The organism is Yersinia massiliensis CCUG 53443, assembly GCF_000312485.1.
In the GTDB taxonomy this organism is placed as follows: Bacteria; Pseudomonadota; Gammaproteobacteria; order Enterobacterales; family Enterobacteriaceae; genus Yersinia; species Yersinia massiliensis.
This window is the reverse complement of record NZ_HE997647.1, coordinates 258,386-275,423: the sequence shown is the minus strand read 5'-3', so window position 1 is coordinate 275,423 and position 17,038 is coordinate 258,386. Positions and strand designations below refer to the sequence as shown.

The following is a 17,038-nucleotide window of genomic DNA, read 5'->3' as shown; positions in this document are numbered from 1 at the left end:
TCAGATATGATTTTCAGCTCAATGAGGTTTTGTTTTGCCTTTGCTCGTCCCTGACGGCTTATTCACCGGCGCTCTGTTTGCGCCGGTTTTGCTACCTGCTGATTTAGGTGCTGTTGCGCCACTAGCTGAATTCGGTTTTTTCCCCGCTGGCACGGCATGCGCTCGAGCACCAGGCTGACGCTGACGGGTGATTGAGGTATGTTTGGTGAGCGCTGGCGTATGATGGCGCAGTGCACGTCGAGCTTCACGTTGCTCTTCAATCGTTGCTGCGGGAACCAAGCACTCACGGCGGCTACCAATCAGGTGTTGCATCCCCATATCGTTTAATGCATCGCGAATCATCGGCCAGTTAGCCGGATCATGATAGCGCAACAGTGCTTTATGCAACCGCCGTTGGCGATCGCCTTTTGGCACCACGACATCTTCACTTTTATAACCGACTTTCGACAGCGGGTTTTTACCGGTGTAATACATGGTGGTGGAGTTCGCCAATGGCGAAGGATAGAAATTCTGCACCTGATCTAAACGGAATCGGTTTTTCTTCAACCACAGAGCCAAATTGACCATGTCCTTATCTTCCGTCCCTGGATGGGCAGAGATGAAATAAGGGATCAAATACTGCTCTTTACCCGCTTGCTTAGAGTAAGTATCAAATAGCTCTTTAAAGCGTTGATAGCTACCCATGCCCGGTTTCATCATTTTGGAAAGTGGCCCTTCCTCCGTGTGTTCCGGTGCGATTTTCAAATAACCGCCCACATGGTGGCTGGCTAATTCTTTGATATAACGTGGGTCTTCGACTGCGATATCGTAACGTACCCCTGAGGCGATCAGGATCTTTTTGATCCCTTTCAAATCACGCGCCCGCCGATAGAGGGAAATGGTCGGCTCATGATTGGTGTCCATGTGCTGGCAAATATCAGGGTAAACGCAAGATGCACGGCGGCACGTTTGTTCAGCACGCGGTGATTGGCAACGCAACATATACATGTTCGCTGTCGGGCCACCCAGATCGGAAATAATGCCGGTAAAACCAGGCACTTTATCGCGAATCTCTTCGATCTCGCGAATAATGGAATCCTCTGAACGGCTCTGAATAATACGGCCTTCATGCTCAGTAATGGAGCAGAATGAACAGCCGCCATAACATCCGCGCATGATGTTAACCGAGAAGCGAATCATGTCGTACGCTGGGATAGGTGATTTCCCATAAGAAGGATGCGGCACACGCTGATAAGGGAGTCCGAAAACGCTGTCCATCTCGTCCGTGCTAAGTGGAATGGCTGGCGGATTGATCCAAATATAGCGGTCGCCATGTTTTTGCATCAACGCTCGTGCACAACCTGGGTTTGTTTCATGATGCAGAATTCGCGACGTATGGGCATATAACACTTTGTCTGCTTTCACTTTTTCATAGGAAGGCAGCAAGACATAGGTTTTCTCCCATGGCTTGGGTTTGGCCGCACGCACTGTAACCGGTTTAGCTTCCGGCTCAGGGATCTCATTCGTTGCGCAGGGCAGATCTTCACCATAAGGATTGGGGATAGCTTCAATACGGCCGGGGTTATCTATACGGGTAGAGTCTACCCCACTCCAGCCTGGTAACGCCGTTTTGCGCATCACGACCGTGTTACGTACATCTTGAATATCGGCGATTTTCTCACCGGCTGCCAGACGATGCGCAACTTCAACCAGTGGCCGCTCGCCATTACCGTAGACCAGCATATCTGCTTTCGCATCCACGATTACCGAACGGCGTACTGTGTCTGACCAATAATCGTAGTGGGCAATGCGCCGCAAACTAGCCTCAATGCCACCGAGCAAGACAGGCACATGGCTATAGGCTTCTTTGCAGCGCTGGCTATAGACCAATGTGGCACGGTCTGGTCGCTTACCGCTTTCATTATCGGGCGTATAAGCATCGTCATGACGCAACTTTCGGTCAGCCGTATAACGGTTGATCATCGAGTCCATGTTTCCGGCGGTCACACCAAAAAACAGATTCGGCTCACCAAGGCGCATGAAATCATTTTTATTGGTCCAATCTGGCTGAGCGATAATGCCCACGCGGAAACCTTGGGCCTCTAGCATCCGACCAATGATAGCCATTCCGAAACTTGGGTGGTCAACATAAGCATCACCAGTGATGACAATAATATCGCAGCTGTCCCAGCCTAGTACGTCCATTTCCTCCCGTGACATCGGCAAGAATGGCGCAGTGCCGTAGCATTCAGCCCAATATGGCTGATAGGAGAATAGGTCACGTTCTGGTTGGATCAGGCTGGTACTCATGGCAACACTCTTCGAATTGGGGAAAGTTGAGGTGGTTCGGGTTAAGAAATCATCACCGGGCGGGGATTATACGCATTTATCCATTGGAAGAGGAAGGATAATGGTGGTTTTGGTTTCAATTTCAATTTCACGTTCAATGAGGATCGGAGCGGGTTTCGGTTGAAGATTGGATCTCGTTTCGGTTGATATTCGTTTGGTGATCACTTTACCTCCGTTGCCTCAACCGAGTCGGGCCGCAGGGCGGCGGCCCAACACCCGCGCCTTTGCGCGAAATATTGTGGCTTCGCCATTCCCTCCGGCAGCTTGCCGGCTTATCGAACCGGCGCTGACTCGCTCCCAGCTCGACAGCCCCTTTCGCCGCGTCCATGCGGCTCATTCGGCCTGCAATCTTTGTCGGCAATTTTTCTGATTGCGCTCAACGTCAAAACCCACAATTCACAACCCAAGACCCAAGACCTAAAAATAATGGTTTTGACCTTGAAGTTTAAAAGCACATTTGAGCTGCCGAATGAAGAGTGAAGGCAAGGAAAACGGGCAGGACGCCCGTTTTAGGCGCCATGAGCAGGGATGCGAATAAAGCCGTCCGTCAGCCGAAACGATGAGTGAGGGAACCTGCGAAGCAGGCAAGCGATACGTGCGCTAGCGCGGGTTTCCAAAGGGGCCACGCTCATGGCCCATTTGGCGGTTGAGGCATCAGAGCCAAGGTGAACACCGAAGTGATAACAACCGAACCTATCACCAAACCAAATAACCGGAGCACCTGCGAAGCAGGCAAGCGATACGTGCGCTAGCGCGGGGGCTCCAAGGGGGTCACGCGCTTGTGACCCCATTGGCGGTTGAGGCATCAGAGCCAAGGTGAATGCCGATTTCATGTCAACCGAACCGATCACCAAACCAAACCAAACCAAACCAAAAAAACCAAAGCACCTGCAAAGCAGCCAAGCAATCCGTGCGCAAGCGCGGGTTTCCAAAGGGGCCACGCTCATGGCCCATTTGGCGGTTGAGGTGCGTATTCTTTCTACGGTGCTGCCACCGTCACCAACTGCCCCGCTGAACCGCGATCTGCCATCTCAAGCGTTTGGCTATGGAACAAGAACGGGAAGTGCTCAGAAGACACTTGATTGAAATACACCAGCAACTCCACATCACCATCGACCCAAACTGTATCCTTCCAACCGCGATCTTCAGCCATCGCAGATGCGCCGTTCACTTTCTTCACTAAGAAAGAGACGCCTTGGATATGGAATGCTTGTGGCATATCAGCATGTAACGTCCAACGTTCCCAAGTCCCTTGCTGTGCCTGAGCATCAACGCGCCCCATATCCCAGATAACGCCATTGATACCCGGCAAATCATCCCCCAACCTGAACTCGCGTGAACGAACCACATTGCCATCTAGAATCTGATCAGAGAGTAAACGCATAGGGAGATTATCAGTCACTAATGGCAGCAAGCCCGTCGGTTTTAAGGTCAAAACCAAGGTAGAAATCAAAATACTGGAAGGCTCAAATAAGCCACGTAGCCGATCCATAATGCCAGCGGAATCGCCCGCAGTGATGGAGACTTCACTGCCTTGCGACATATCGATGACAACTTCACGCCGCTCACCTGGGGCCAACGACAGTTGCTGTACGGCGACTGGCGCGGGCAGGAACCCTTGGTCACTGGCGACAACATGGAGTGGACGACCATCACTGAGTTGTAAGGTATAACGGCGTGAGTTAGAGGCATTAAGTAAACGTAAGCGCACCCAACCACGAGAAACCTCTACAAACGGGCTTTGCACTCCATTAACCAGCAACGTATCACCGACAAATCCCCCTTTAGCGGGCGGGTCGTATTCCGGTACGCCAAAGTTATCTAGCCGCTTATCCTGAATAATAATCGGAAAATCATCAACACCGTAATGGCTCGGCAAAGGCATCCCTTTGCTACTGGCATCTTCCACCAGCCACATACCCGCCAGCCCGTTATAAACATGCGGAGCCATGCGGTTGGGCGTATTGGCATGATACCAAAGGGTTGCCGCCGCTTGCCTTATAGGCAATACCGGCGACCAATCTGAACCAGGAGAAATCATTCGGGACGCTCCACCCATTAACGTACCTGGGACTTGCAGCCCACTTATCGTCATGGATACCGGCTCAGTCAAACGATTGCTGTAAATGAGTTTGACGTCATCGCCACTGAAAACCCTGACGGTCGGCCCCAAATACATGCCGTTAATGCCCCAAACAGCCGCTTTCTGACCACCACTAAATGCCCAGTGCGCTCGCTGTAAGGTCAAAAACAACGGTTGGCCGCGACGGGACTCCAGCAAAGGGGGAACAGGTAGCGAGGGTTGTTTGGTGCTATTAGCCTGTGCCCTCAATGGCAACGAACCAGCACCTAGCGCTAAGCCCGTGGCCTGAATGAACTGGCGACGACTGAGTGACATATCTTCTCCGTGAAAACCGCAATCAAATCTACTGCAATATTTTGCCTGACTGCGAATAACGCTGAAGCACGGCAAAACGCTCACGGCCAAGGCCGCTTAAATGAAAACCCAAATTTCACTTCAACCAAAATTCGCTTGAATCAAGGCTAACTTCCATCTTATGGCCAGGCGCACTCACTGACTCGCCGCAACAAATAGACTACTTTTCAGTCGCCGCCTGTTGTGACTCTTGGGCAATTTCCGCATCGAGTTGCTCAATTTTAGCCAACATTAAATTGCGGCAATGCTCTGACAGCTCGCGCACTCGCTCTTTGCCATAACCTGAGGTATCTACTGGCGGCATGATTTCTACAATCACTTTGCCGTTGGACCAACGATTGAGGTTGATGTGGTTTGTACTTGAGACACAAATCGGCACAATCGGTACCCCCGCAGCTATTGCGGCATGAAAAGCACCGGTCTTAAATGGTAATAACCCGCGGCCACGGCTGCGAGTGCCTTCAGGGAACATCCAGATAGAGACATTTCTTTTTTGCACCTGCTCAACAACCTGCGCGATAGTGCCATGCGCTTTAGCACGATTATCGCGATCAATAAGCAGGTTTCCGGTCAGCCAGTAAAGTGGACCAAATAATGGCACCCATAATAGGCTCTTTTTGCCCACCGTCACCGTACCGGACTGAACCACATTCGACATGGTAACCATATCGTAATTATTTTGATGGTTAGCGATATAAATACAGGTGCCGTAATCAGCGGCCTCTTTGGGTATGCGCTGTTCAACCGTAATGCCAAACAACACAGACATCCGGCCAAATAGATGGGCAAACGTCGCGAGATTACGGGGATTACGCGGCCTAAATAGGCAATAAATAGAACCAAACACACACACCAGAACACAATATAAAACAGCCAGTACCGTGCGCAAAATTAATAACATAACAACCTCTTAAACACTGACTCTTAGACACCTAATCGACGCTAGTATAACGGCTTAGCAACAAAAAACCGCGCTGATTCCTTGCCATCATCATGTTACGCGACAACGCGCGCAAAATGCGCGCGTTGCCTGTTACATTTACTCGCTAATACCTTTTTACCCGCTAATCCCTTTCTGAGATTCCAGTCACTTAGGATATTAGGCATCATTCTCTGTTGGTGCTGCCTGCGCTGGTGCATCAATATCAACACGATCAATACGTTGCAGCCCTCGAGGCAATGGTGAACCTTTTCGGCCTCGTTCAGCACGGAATTTCTGCAAATCTTCAGGTCGTAGCGTTAATTTACGTTTCCCGAAGTGCAGTGTCACTGAAGTTTGCGGCGGCAACACAAATAGCCACGCCAGACGATCTTCACCCGCGGCCGCTTGCGCGCCAGGAATTGATACGATCTTATTCCCTTTACCTTTTGATAATTCAGGTAAATCAGCAACAGGGAACATTAACATACGCCCAGCAGCAGTGATGGATAACAACATATCATCTGGGCCATGAATTTCTAATGGCGGCAGTGCCTTAGCATTCTCCGGCAACGTGATCATTGTTTTACCGGCTCGGTTTTTAGCAACCAAATCATTGAAAGTGCAAACAAAACCATAGCCTGCATCCGAAGCCATTAACAATTTCTGGTCATCCGGAGCCATCAATACCTGCTCAATGGTCGCACCCGGTGGTGGCGTCAATTTGCCGGTCAGCGGTTCTCCTTGCCCACGAGCAGAAGGTAATGTCAGCGGGTCTAAAGCATAACTACGGCCAGTTGAATCAATAAACACCACGGGTTGGTTACTCATGCCACGAGCAGCAGCACGGAAACTATCACCCGCTTTATAACTTAGCCCGCTCGGATCAATATCATGGCCTTTCGCACTGCGCACCCAGCCCATTTCAGACAATACAATGGTCACAGGTTCAGAAGGCACAATGTCATGATCGCTCATGGCTTTCGCTTCAGCGCGCTCAGTCAATGGCGAACGACGTTCATCGCCATAGGCCGCAGCATCAGCTTGAATCTCTTTTTTGATCAGAGTGTTAAGCTTACGTTCTGATGCTAACAATGCCTGCAATTGATCACGTTCTTTAGCCAGTTCATCCTGCTCACCACGAATCTTCATCTCTTCCAGTTTGGCTAAATGGCGAAGTTTCAGTTCGAGGATCGCTTCAGCCTGCGTCTCAGAGATACCAAAATGCTGCATCAGCAACGGTTTCGGTTCATCTTCGGTGCGGATGATATGAATAACTTCATCAATGTTTAAGAAGGCAATCAATAAACCTTCTAAAATATGCAGCCGCTTCAGTACCTTTTCCAAACGGTAATTCAATCGGTTACGCACAGTTTGGCGACGGAAGACCAGCCACTCGGTGAGGATCTCCAACAGCCCTTTGACTGATGGGCGATGATCCAAACCGATCATATTCATATTGATACGGTAGCTTCTTTCCAGATCTGTCGTGGCGAACAGGTGGTGCATCACTTGATCCAGATCGACTCGGTTGGTACGTGGAACAATAACCAAGCGAGTAGGGTTTTCATGGTCAGATTCATCACGCAAATCTTCGACCATCGGCAATTTCTTAGCACGCATCTGGCTGGCAATTTGTTCCAGCACTTTGGCACCGGAAACCTGATGCGGTAATGCAGTAATGACCGCGCTACCGTCTTCTTTCTTCCACAATGCCCGCATGCGTACAGAGCCACGGCCATTCTCGTAAATTTTACGAATTTCATTACGCGGCGTGATGATCTCAGCTTCCGTTGGGAAATCTGGCCCTTGCACGAATTCCAGCAATTCTTCGAGCGACGTCGCAGGTTTATCGATAAGTGCGATCACCGCCTGAGCAACTTCACGTACGTTATGAGGTGGAATATCGGTTGCCATCCCGACAGCAATACCTGTGGTGCCGTTGAGCAAAATGTTCGGCAAGCGTGCAGGCAGCATTTTCGGCTCCTGCATGGTGCCGTCGAAGTTCGGCACCCAATCAACCGTACCTTGGCCTAACTCACTCAACAAAACTTCGGCATATTTGGACAGACGAGATTCGGTATAACGCATCGCCGCAAAGGACTTAGGATCATCCGGTGCCCCCCAGTTCCCTTGCCCATCCACCAGCGGATAGCGGTAAGAGAATGGCTGCGCCATCAGGACCATCGCCTCATAACAAGCACTGTCACCATGAGGATGGTATTTACCCAGCACGTCACCTACAGTACGGGCAGACTTTTTGAATTTCGCGCTATTGCTTAGCCCCAGTTCAGACATCGCATAAACAATGCGCCGCTGGACGGGTTTCAAACCATCGCCGATAAATGGCAACGCCCGATCCATGATGACGTACATGGAATAGTTCAGATAGGCGTTTTCAGTAAAGGTGTGCAGCGGTAAGCGTTCTGCACCGTCATGAGTCAAATCACTCATTACTCAAATATCCTCAGACTCTGGAATGGCGATCACTGGGCGTCAGCGGATCGGCACCGCAAGTTTATTGTCGAATTCTGCCCGCGATAGTACCTCATCTGCAGGGTGACTGTCACAATCCGCAGAGAATCTCAATCTTTCCCCTTCAACAGAGTCAATTTCCACACTGTCGAACTCAATAAAGAAACGAAACAGCCTTAATACATCGCTTTTGTTGCTAAATGAGCAACAGTGTTATGCATAATTGTACATTTTTCTCTGGTCAGGTACCCATTAGCATACTCACTATTCCGAGCCATCTATTTATCTGCGCTATCGGTTCCTAGCTATACAAGGATTATCCCAATGAGTAACGTATTAATTATTAACGCAATGAAAGAATTTGCGCACTCCAAAGGCGCGCTTAATCTCACTCTCACTAATGTAGCCGCCGACTTTTTGCAGGAAAGTGGTCATCGGGTTAAAGTCACTACAGTTGACCAAGGTTATGATATTGAAAGTGAAATTGAAAATTACCTGTGGGCTGATACGGTCATTTACCAGATGCCAGCTTGGTGGATGGGTGAGCCATGGATTTTGAAAAAATACATTGATGAAGTCTTTACCTTTGGTCATGGACGTTTGTATCAAAGTGATGGTCGTACCCGCTCCGATGTGACCAAAGGCTACGGCTCTGGTGGTTTGATTCAAGGTAAAAAATACATGCTTTCAGTAACCTGGAATGCACCTGTTGAAGCCTTTACCGATCCTTCACAGTTTTTTGAGGGCGTCGGGGTTGATGGCGTGTATCTGCATTTCCATAAAGCAAACCAATTCCTTGGCATGGAGTCATTACCAACATTTATGTGTAATGACGTGATGAAACAACCTGATATTGAAGGGGATATTCGTCGTTACCATCAGCATTTGGCTGAGCATTTTAACGGCCAGACTGCTTAAATTCTTACCAATAGGTCATTTGAGGCAGCAATGATTACTGTTTTTGCAGAAATAAAAGTTAAACCAGGGCGTCGTGAGGCCGTATTGCAGGCCATTGGGAAGCTTCTCCCTTCAGTATTAGCGGAAGACGGTTGTAGTGCTTACCGGCCAATGGTTGATGTTCCGACTAAGCTCGACTGGCAGAAGAAGTCGCCTGATTCTATTTTCATGTTAGAGAAGTGGCAAAGCGTTCACCATTTGGAGTTGCATTTACAAACGCAACATATGCAGCAGCATCATGAAGTCACCAAAGATGATGTGTTGGATGTGAATATTCATATTCTGGATAATGCGTAACGCCTCACCCCAAAGCCATTGGCGTTGCAGCTAGGCAGCAAACGAGTAAATCCCGATGAGCTGACTCAAGTCAGTGATTCGGGTGCGCGAGTGCCGCTAACAACGCTGCGGCGTCAAGAATGAAAAGGGATCCCCAAAGCCATTGGCGTTGCAGCTAGGCAGCAAACGAGTAAATCCCGATGAGCTGACTCAAGTCAGTGATTCGGGTGCGCGAGTGCCGCTAACAACGCTGCGGCGTCAGGGGCGAAGGGGATCTTTGAGCCAATCACGCCCCCGCAACTGAATCTGCTCACTCACATAATCTAGAAAACACATGATCCGTGCCGCAAGCTGCGTATTGCGATAATAAACAGCGTTGATAGGCTGCCAAGTTTCCAAAATTTTGTCGGGCATGACTTCAACTAAACGCCCTGCCCGCTGATCCTCTCGGGTCATAAAATCAGATAACTCAACGATCCCTTCCCCTTGCAAGGCTAATAAACGCAGAGTTTCACCACTGGAGGCAGCTAGATTCGGGATGATTGAGGTTCGTCCTGTCGGCAAATGGGGCAATGACCACTGATTGAGAGATTCAGGTTGCGTGAACCCCAACAAACTGTGGTTTGCTAAGTCGTCGATACTGTGTGGTGTACCGTGGCGTTCGAGATAATCAGGGCTGGCGAGGATACGTACTCGACTGGCTCCGAGCAAGCGGGCATGGATCGTCGAGTCACGCAACGCGCCGATACGGATCGCAATATCGGTGCGCTGTTCAAGAAGATCGATATTAAGATCGTCAGTATTCAATTCGAGAATAATTTGCGGGTATAACGTACGAAATCCGGTGACCATCGGCACAATCACATGTTGCATAAACGGAGCGGCTGCATTCACCCGCAGCCGTCCCGCTGGCTGTAATCGACGCAGCGCAATCTGCTCTTCAGCATCATCTACCGCACCAATAATCTGCCGCGCATGACTGAGGAATAACTCACCTTCTTCAGTCAACTCCAAGCGTCGGGTGGTGCGGCGCAGCAGCGTAGTGGCCAGTTTCTTTTCCAGCCGGCTTAAAGCACGGCTGATACCCGATGTGGTTTGGTTACGCTGCTCTGCGGCTGCCGTAATCGAGCCGCAGTCAACCACCGAGGTGAAAGCCTGCAACTCTTCTAAGGTCACTTTCATCGATCACACCTCGATTTCAGCGGTATCCCCTTTCTCTTGCAGCCAATTGCGGCGGTCTTCGGAGCGTTTCTTCGCCAACAGCATATCCATCATTGCCATGGTCTTATCAACATCATCGTCACCGATGGTCAATTGTACCAAGCGGCGAGTATTCGGATCGAGAGTGGTTTCCCGTAACTGCAATGGATTCATCTCACCCAACCCTTTGAATCGCTGAACGTTAGGCTTACCGCGTTTACGCTTTAGTTGATCCAACACACCCGCTTTTTCTTCTTCGTCCAAGGCATAGAATACTTCTTTGCCTAAATCGATACGATACAACGGCGGCATCGCCACATAAACGTGACCATTACGTACTAACGTGCGGAAGTGGCGAACAAACAATGCGCAAAGCAAAGTGGCGATATGCAAACCATCGGAGTCCGCATCCGCCAGGATACAAATCTTCCCGTAACGGAGTTGGCTCAGATCATCGCTGTCGGGATCAATACCGATCGCCACTGAAATATCATGGACTTCCTGCGAAGCCAGTACTTCATCCGAGGATACTTCCCACGTATTGAGGATCTTGCCTTTAAGCGGCATGATCGCCTGATACTCTCGATCGCGAGCTTGTTTAGCTGAGCCGCCTGCGGAATCCCCTTCCACCAAAAATAGCTCAGTCATACTCAAATCTTGCGAAGTACAATCTGCGAGTTTGCCGGGCAAGGCTGGGCCACTGGTCAGCTTTTTACGCACCACTTTTTTTGCTGCGCGCATCCGACGTTGTGCACTGGAAATCGCCAGTTCAGCTAGCTGTTCTGCTGCCTGTACGTTTTGATTCAGCCACAAACTAAAAGCATCTTTTACGACGCCGGACACAAATGCGGCGCATTGACGTGAGGAGAGTCGCTCTTTCGTCTGACCCGCAAATTGTGGGTCCTGCATTTTAACTGACAACACATAGGCGCAGCGTTCCCAGATATCATCCGCTGAGAGTTTGACGCCACGTGGCAGAATATTGCGGTATTCGCAGAAATCGCGCATGGCATCAAGTAAGCCCTGACGCAAACCATTAACGTGCGTACCACCCTGCATCGTGGGGATCAGGTTAACGTAGCTTTCAGTCAGCAGTTCACCACCTTCAGGTAACCATAATAGCGCCCAATCAATGGCTTCCGTGTCCCCGGCAAAAGAGCCGACAAAAGGCACCTCTGGCAAGGTGATCAGGCCATTTACCGCTTCCATCAGGTAATCAGTCAATCCATCGGCATAGCACCAGCGTTGCTCTGTGTTATTCACCAAATCTTTAAAGATGATTTCCACGCCAGGGCACAACACGGCTTTTGCTTTTAGCAAATGGGATAAACGAGAAACGGAGAAACGTGGGCTATCGAAGAAAGAGACATCTGGCCAGAAATGCACGCTCGTACCGGTATTGCGTTTACCGCAGGTGCCGATAACCTGTAAATCCTGCACTTTGTCGCCATTCTCAAAGGCGATGCTGTAAATCTGGCTATCACGGCGCACCGTCACTTCAACACGTGTGGATAAGGCATTCACAACCGAAATACCTACACCATGCAAACCACCCGAGAACTGATAGTTCTTATTGGAGAATTTACCACCCGCATGTAAACGACATAAAATCAGTTCAACGGCGGGAACACCCTCTTCAGGATGGATATCGACAGGCATACCACGGCCATCATCGATAACTTCCAATGATTGGTCGGCATGCAAAATAACATCAATGCGACGAGCGTGGCCTGCCAACGCTTCATCAACGCTGTTATCAATCACCTCTTGACCAAGGTGGTTTGGCCGCGTGGTATCCGTGTACATTCCCGGACGACGACGCACTGGTTCTAAACCGCTGAGTACTTCAATGGCATCAGCGTTATAGCTGGATTCAGTCATGGTTTGATTAATATTCGGCTAAGGGTTGGAAGGCTTTAGGCGGTCGCTAGCCCTAAAAACGTTACGATCGGGGAGAAAAAGTGATCAAAACCAATAAAGGCATGATTCCCACCTGATTCGACGGTCTGCCGACAAGGGGTGTAATAGGCCACCGCTTGACGGTAATCGAGGATTTCGTCCCCTGTCTGTTGCAATAACCAGAGTAAATCCGGTGATTCCAACGTTTCAATCTGCATGGCCTTCAGGTCATAAATATGCCGAGACTCTAACACATATTGTTGCCCTGTGTAGGGGTTCTCATTTTCGCCTAAGTAATCATTGAGTAGTTCAAATGGCCGCACGGCTGGGTTGACGAGCACAGCAGGGATGCTGAAACGCTGAGAAAGCCAAGTCGCAAAATACCCACCTAAGGAAGAGCCAACGATACCAATAGACTGCCCAGCTTTATCCATCACGATGTTTTCTAACATTTCTGCCGCTTCAGCAGGATAAGGCGGTAGCTGCGGTGTCAGCATCTCAATATGAGGATGGTGTATCTGCAACCAACTTTTGAAGGTCGTTGCTTTCGCCGAGCTGGGGGAGCTATTAAAACCATGAATATATAACAGGGTGCTCATCAATAACCGTCCGCGTCCATGTCCGGGCTGAACTCATCACTGGCTAACCGACGAACCTCAGTTTCAAGTATTCCATTAGGCAGTAAATCGAGGTAGCGCCATCCCGGGGCCACAGTATCAATAGTGAAATTAGTACAGTGCGGTTTGAACTGTACGCAAGTTGAGGGGCTAGCCAGTAGACGTTTGCCATACCAATCGAGATCCAAGTCTTGATGGATATGACCGCACAATAAAGTCGTCACTCGCGGATAACGAGTCAAAACGGCCGCCAGCATATGCGCATTACGCAAGCTGTGCTGATCAAGCCAAGTACAACCGGATGGCATAGGATGGTGATGCAATAAAATCAGTGTATATCGTTCTGGGTATGCCACCAGACAACGTTCCATCCATGCCAACTGATAGTCGCTAAGTTCACCATAAGGAACGCCAAAGACCTGACTATCCAATAACAGAATTTGCCAGTTATCACCCACGAGAACTTGCTTTGAAGGTGCAATTCCTGCATCTGCCAGTGCATCAACCATCGCAGGCTGGAAATCGTGATTCCCCGGTAGCCATAAGCAAGGTGCAGGTAAACGCGCGATACCCTTCGCAAAATTCTGATAGGCGGCAACAGAATGGTCCTGAGCCAAATCACCCGTGGCAACAATAAGATCAAATGGGTGCTGCTCTGCAATAATCGCATCCAGTACTGCGCGATAACTGCGAGATGTATTTACACCCAGCAATGTCTCATGTTCACCTGCAAAAAGGTGGGTATCTGTTATTTGTAAAATTCTGACCTTGGCCCCACTCGCCATAGGCAGTTTAAACAGGCTTTCCAAATGGTGTCCTTGTTTTTGCACCCTTTTCTACCCCGTTATCACGGATATTTACGTTCGGTAGGCAAGGCGATAAGTCTGTCTAACAAACCGGAACTGCCACAGCTCCATGCGCCAAACAATAGCGCAACCAGTCAGCTAGAAACTGGTTAATTTGATGCTTTTCGTCCCGTTGATGCAACTTTTTATTCGGATAATCATAACTTGCTTTGAAGCGAGAGATCTGCTGACTGGCACACACTTCCGCGACCTGCGCATCATGATAAAGCCTCACAACCATCGATGGCAGGCTCCACTGATTAACAGCAGGCTCAGTTTGCACAATCTCTACCAGCGAAGTGTAGCGGGTTGACTCAATAATTGTCAGCCGATAACTCACGCCATTAACCTGATAAGCGATATTTTCACCCACTTCATCATTCCGCGGTATCAAACGACGTAATTGTGCGTAGTTGATTTCGCATAGCCGCATCATTTCAGGGAAATCAGGTGTATAGCGTTTTATCATTCTTATGCTCACTTTCTCTTTACGACTGCCATTCTGCTCTTAGCGAGCGGTGGTGCAACGCCAGCCATTGTAATGCAATGATTGAGGCTGCGTTATCAATAGCACCTTCTTCAACCCAACGACAAGCCTGTTCGCGACTCACCACATGTACTCGGATATCTTCATTTTCATCGGCTAACCCATGAATCCCGCTAGCGGTCGTCGCATCAACCTCACCAACCATGATCGATAAACGCTCGCTGGTACCGCCAGGGCTGGCCAAGTAACTGAGCACGGGTTTACAGCGCCCAATGTGAATGCCCGCTTCTTCTTCGGCTTCGCGACGTGCGACTTCCTCTACGGTTTCGCCCTCTTCGATCATCCCTGCAACCATTTCTAATAACCAAGGCGATGGGCTGGTGTCAATGGCAGCAATCCGTAATTGCTCAACCAACACCACTTCATCACGCACGGGATCATAAGGAAGTAACACCGCAGCATGACCGCGCTCAAAAATTTCGCGCTTAACTTCTCCACTCATTTCGCCATTAAATAAACGGTGGCGAAAACGGTATAAATTAAGTGAAAAAAAACCACTGTATAGAGTTTCACGTGCAATAATTTCCACGTCGTGCTTGTCGAAAGTCACCGGTGAGGGCTTGGCAGATGACATAGACTGATTTCCTTACTCAGATTAGCGGCCTAAAAAGACAGTTTGATAAAGATTGTTTGACAAACATACCCTGATACCGATTAGTTGACTGAACACATATGTAGCTTTGTGATAGATTTAAGTAAATTAAGGCGAGATGGCACAATCGGCCACCTTATCCCATTGGCAGACTCTGATAGAATCGGCAACAATTCGTCTATCGACAGCTACCATAGTAATATTGCCGCACAACTGCTGCACAACAAGGACTGCAAATGAAGAAACTGCTCCCCCTTCTTATCGGGCTGAGTCTGGCTGGTTTCAGTACCATGAGCCAGGCAGAAAACTTGCTGCAAGTTTATAAGCAAGCCAGGGATAGTAACCCAGATTTACGCAAATCGGCGGCTGACCGCGATGCTGCATATGAAAAAATTAATGAAGCACGCAGTCCATTGTTACCACAACTCGGTTTGGGTGCAGGTTACAGCCATACTAATGGTTTCCGCGATGCCTCTGACAATCCAGATAGCAACGCCACCTCAGGCTCCCTGCAACTGACACAAACCATTTTTGATATGTCCAAATGGCGCGCGTTGACGTTACAGGAAAAAACAGCGGGCATTCAGGATGTCACGTTCCAAACCAGCGAACAATCCTTGATTCTGAATACGGCAACAGCCTATTTCAACGTGCTAAGAGCCATTGATAGCCTGTCTTATACCGAAGCACAGAAACAATCGGTTTATCGCCAGTTAGACCAAACCACTCAGCGTTTTAACGTGGGTTTAGTGGCAATCACTGATGTCCAGAACGCCCGTGCCAGCTACGATACCGTTTTAGCAGCTGAAGTCACGGCGCGCAATAATCTGGATAACGCGCTAGAAAATCTGCGTCAGATTACTGGCGTTTATTATCCTGAATTGGCGTCACTGAATGTTAGCCGCTTGAAGACACAGCGTCCTGAAGCTGTTGCTAACCTGTTGAAAGATGCAGAAAAACGTAACCTTTCTTTACTTTCTGCTCGTTTGACTCAAGATTTAGCTCGTGAGCAAATTAAATCGGCTGAAACAGGCTACATGCCAACTGTTAATTTGACCGCATCCTCCTCAGTAACCAATACCCGTTACAGTGGCGGCACACCGAGCACTCAACAAGTCAATAATGATGCGGGCCAGAACCAAATTGGCGTGCAATTGAGCTTGCCACTTTACAGCGGTGGTGCGACTAATTCAGCCGTGAAACAAGCACAGTATAATTTTGTCGGTGCCAGTGAACAGTTGGAAAGCGCCCATCGTAGTGTTGTGCAGACAGTCCGCTCCTCCTTCAACAATATTTCGGCCTCCATCAGCAGCATTAAAGCTTATGAGCAAGTGGTTATTTCTAACCAAAGCTCATTGGATGCCATGGAAGCAGGCTATCAAGTGGGGACACGTACGATTCTGGATGTGTTAACTGCCACCACTAACCTGTATCAGTCCAAGCAACAGTTGGCTGATGCGCGTTATAATTATCTGATTAATCAGCTAACTATCCAATCTGCACTCGGTACGCTGAATATGAATGATCTGATGGAACTGAATGGGGTGCTGGATAAACCGGTCCCAACTTCAGCCACCGCTTTGGCACCCGATAATGCGAATCAAAATGCCTACGCTGATGGTGGTAACACGCAATCGACACCGCGCGCTACCCCTGCCAGCCAGACGTCCGCGACACGTAACGGCAATCCATTCAGTAACTAATTCGTCGTTTAGTTAGGCTCTCCGGGTGCAGTATTAGGCTGCATCCGGCTCATTTTCAGTCCCCCTTCTCGTGCACACCCAAGCATTTTTCGTCAATGAAAAAAGCGAGGCTACTCGCACCATTTCGTATAGCTTTGTAAAGTCTGTTGCTGACCGGCCCTCGCGCTTTAATTTTATACACGTTTCCCCTATCCTAGGGACACTTACTGGGAAAGGGCTTCGAATGCCCGGAAATGAGATAAT

14 protein-coding genes are annotated in these 17,038 nt (G+C 49.2%); 3 read left to right on the top strand and 11 right to left on the bottom strand.

Going from position 1 to position 17,038, the window contains the following annotated elements:
* Positions 1-18 precede the first annotated feature (18 nt).
* From BN68_RS17825 to parC, 5 genes are all read right to left on the bottom strand, one after another.
* Entirely contained in the window at positions 19-2,289 is a 2,271-nt protein-coding gene (locus BN68_RS17825; protein WP_019212535.1) for a YgiQ family radical SAM protein, read from the bottom strand.
* A 548-nt stretch (positions 2,290-2,837) separates the two neighbouring features.
* Positions 2,838-3,275 carry a hypothetical protein gene (locus tag BN68_RS24175; RefSeq protein WP_019212534.1) on the bottom strand — a complete coding sequence of 146 codons (438 nt, stop codon included), beginning with the start codon at positions 3,273-3,275 and terminating at the stop codon, positions 2,838-2,840.
* A gap of 32 nt (positions 3,276-3,307) precedes the next feature.
* Positions 3,308-4,726, bottom strand: a complete 1,419-nt coding sequence (gene ftsP / locus BN68_RS17815; protein WP_019212533.1) for a cell division protein FtsP — start codon at positions 4,724-4,726, stop codon at positions 3,308-3,310.
* A gap of 199 nt (positions 4,727-4,925) precedes the next feature.
* A complete protein-coding gene (locus BN68_RS17810; RefSeq protein WP_019212531.1) occupies positions 4,926-5,666 on the bottom strand; it encodes a 1-acylglycerol-3-phosphate O-acyltransferase in 741 nt (246 codons plus the stop codon).
* A 198-nt stretch (positions 5,667-5,864) separates the two neighbouring features.
* Complete coding sequence (gene parC, locus BN68_RS17805) at positions 5,865-8,138, bottom strand: DNA topoisomerase IV subunit A (protein WP_019212530.1); 2,274 nt, start codon at positions 8,136-8,138, stop codon at positions 5,865-5,867.
* A gap of 345 nt (positions 8,139-8,483) precedes the next feature.
* On the opposite strand from parC, the gene BN68_RS17800 reads away from it, so the two are divergent.
* Both BN68_RS17800 and BN68_RS17795 read left to right on the top strand, forming a co-directional pair.
* Complete coding sequence (locus tag BN68_RS17800) at positions 8,484-9,077, top strand: NAD(P)H-dependent oxidoreductase (RefSeq protein ID WP_019212529.1); 594 nt, start codon at positions 8,484-8,486, stop codon at positions 9,075-9,077.
* 30 nt (positions 9,078-9,107) lie between these two features.
* Positions 9,108-9,413 (top strand): putative quinol monooxygenase, encoded by a 306-nt coding sequence (locus BN68_RS17795; protein WP_019212528.1) that lies wholly within the window; start codon positions 9,108-9,110, stop codon positions 9,411-9,413.
* A gap of 237 nt (positions 9,414-9,650) precedes the next feature.
* On the opposite strand, the gene BN68_RS17790 is transcribed toward BN68_RS17795, so the two are convergent.
* From BN68_RS17790 to nudF, 6 genes are all read right to left on the bottom strand, one after another.
* Complete coding sequence (locus tag BN68_RS17790) at positions 9,651-10,574, bottom strand: LysR family transcriptional regulator (RefSeq protein ID WP_019212527.1); 924 nt, start codon at positions 10,572-10,574, stop codon at positions 9,651-9,653.
* Between the two features lie 3 nt (positions 10,575-10,577).
* The gene (gene parE / locus BN68_RS17785; RefSeq protein ID WP_019212526.1) at positions 10,578-12,473 is read right to left on the bottom strand and encodes a DNA topoisomerase IV subunit B; all 1,896 of its coding nucleotides are present in this window, start codon (positions 12,471-12,473) and stop codon (positions 10,578-10,580) included.
* Positions 12,474-12,508: 35 nt separating this feature from the next.
* Complete coding sequence (gene yqiA / locus BN68_RS17780; protein WP_019212525.1) at positions 12,509-13,090, bottom strand: esterase YqiA; 582 nt, start codon at positions 13,088-13,090, stop codon at positions 12,509-12,511.
* The gene (gene cpdA / locus BN68_RS17775) at positions 13,090-13,917 is read right to left on the bottom strand and encodes a 3',5'-cyclic-AMP phosphodiesterase (RefSeq protein WP_042806950.1); all 828 of its coding nucleotides are present in this window, start codon (positions 13,915-13,917) and stop codon (positions 13,090-13,092) included. The genes yqiA and cpdA overlap by 1 nt, the downstream gene beginning before the upstream one ends.
* A 79-nt stretch (positions 13,918-13,996) precedes the next feature.
* Positions 13,997-14,422: a DUF1249 family protein gene (locus tag BN68_RS17770; protein WP_019212523.1), complete on the bottom strand. Its 426-nt coding sequence runs from the start codon at positions 14,420-14,422 to the stop codon at positions 13,997-13,999.
* A gap of 19 nt (positions 14,423-14,441) precedes the next feature.
* Positions 14,442-15,074 (bottom strand): ADP-ribose diphosphatase, encoded by a 633-nt coding sequence (gene nudF, locus BN68_RS17765; protein WP_019212522.1) that lies wholly within the window; start codon positions 15,072-15,074, stop codon positions 14,442-14,444.
* A 254-nt stretch (positions 15,075-15,328) separates the two neighbouring features.
* On the opposite strand from nudF, the gene tolC reads away from it, so the two are divergent.
* Positions 15,329-16,795, top strand: a complete 1,467-nt coding sequence (tolC, locus tag BN68_RS17760; protein ID WP_019212521.1) for an outer membrane channel protein TolC — start codon at positions 15,329-15,331, stop codon at positions 16,793-16,795.
* The last annotated feature ends 243 nt before the right edge of the window (positions 16,796-17,038 follow it).

Coding starts and splice junctions, on each gene's coding strand:
- BN68_RS17770 (WP_019212523.1), bottom strand. CDS start 14,422: ATGATAAAACGCTATACACCTGATTTCCCTGAAATGATGCGGCTATGC.
- BN68_RS17790 (WP_019212527.1), bottom strand. CDS start 10,574: ATGAAAGTGACCTTAGAAGAGTTGCAGGCTTTCACCTCGGTGGTTGAC.
- BN68_RS17800 (WP_019212529.1), top strand. CDS start 8,484: ATGAGTAACGTATTAATTATTAACGCAATGAAAGAATTTGCGCACTCC.
- BN68_RS17795 (WP_019212528.1), top strand. CDS start 9,108: ATGATTACTGTTTTTGCAGAAATAAAAGTTAAACCAGGGCGTCGTGAG.
- BN68_RS17810 (WP_019212531.1), bottom strand. CDS start 5,666: ATGTTATTAATTTTGCGCACGGTACTGGCTGTTTTATATTGTGTTCTG.
- BN68_RS24175 (WP_019212534.1), bottom strand. CDS start 3,275: ATGAGCGTGGCCCCTTTGGAAACCCGCGCTTGCGCACGGATTGCTTGG.
- BN68_RS17825 (WP_019212535.1), bottom strand. CDS start 2,289: ATGAGTACCAGCCTGATCCAACCAGAACGTGACCTATTCTCCTATCAG.
- parE (WP_019212526.1), bottom strand. CDS start 12,473: ATGACTGAATCCAGCTATAACGCTGATGCCATTGAAGTACTCAGCGGT.
- yqiA (WP_019212525.1), bottom strand. CDS start 13,090: ATGAGCACCCTGTTATATATTCATGGTTTTAATAGCTCCCCCAGCTCG.
- nudF (WP_019212522.1), bottom strand. CDS start 15,074: ATGTCATCTGCCAAGCCCTCACCGGTGACTTTCGACAAGCACGACGTG.
- ftsP (WP_019212533.1), bottom strand. CDS start 4,726: ATGTCACTCAGTCGTCGCCAGTTCATTCAGGCCACGGGCTTAGCGCTA.
- tolC (WP_019212521.1), top strand. CDS start 15,329: ATGAAGAAACTGCTCCCCCTTCTTATCGGGCTGAGTCTGGCTGGTTTC.
- parC (WP_019212530.1), bottom strand. CDS start 8,138: ATGAGTGATTTGACTCATGACGGTGCAGAACGCTTACCGCTGCACACC.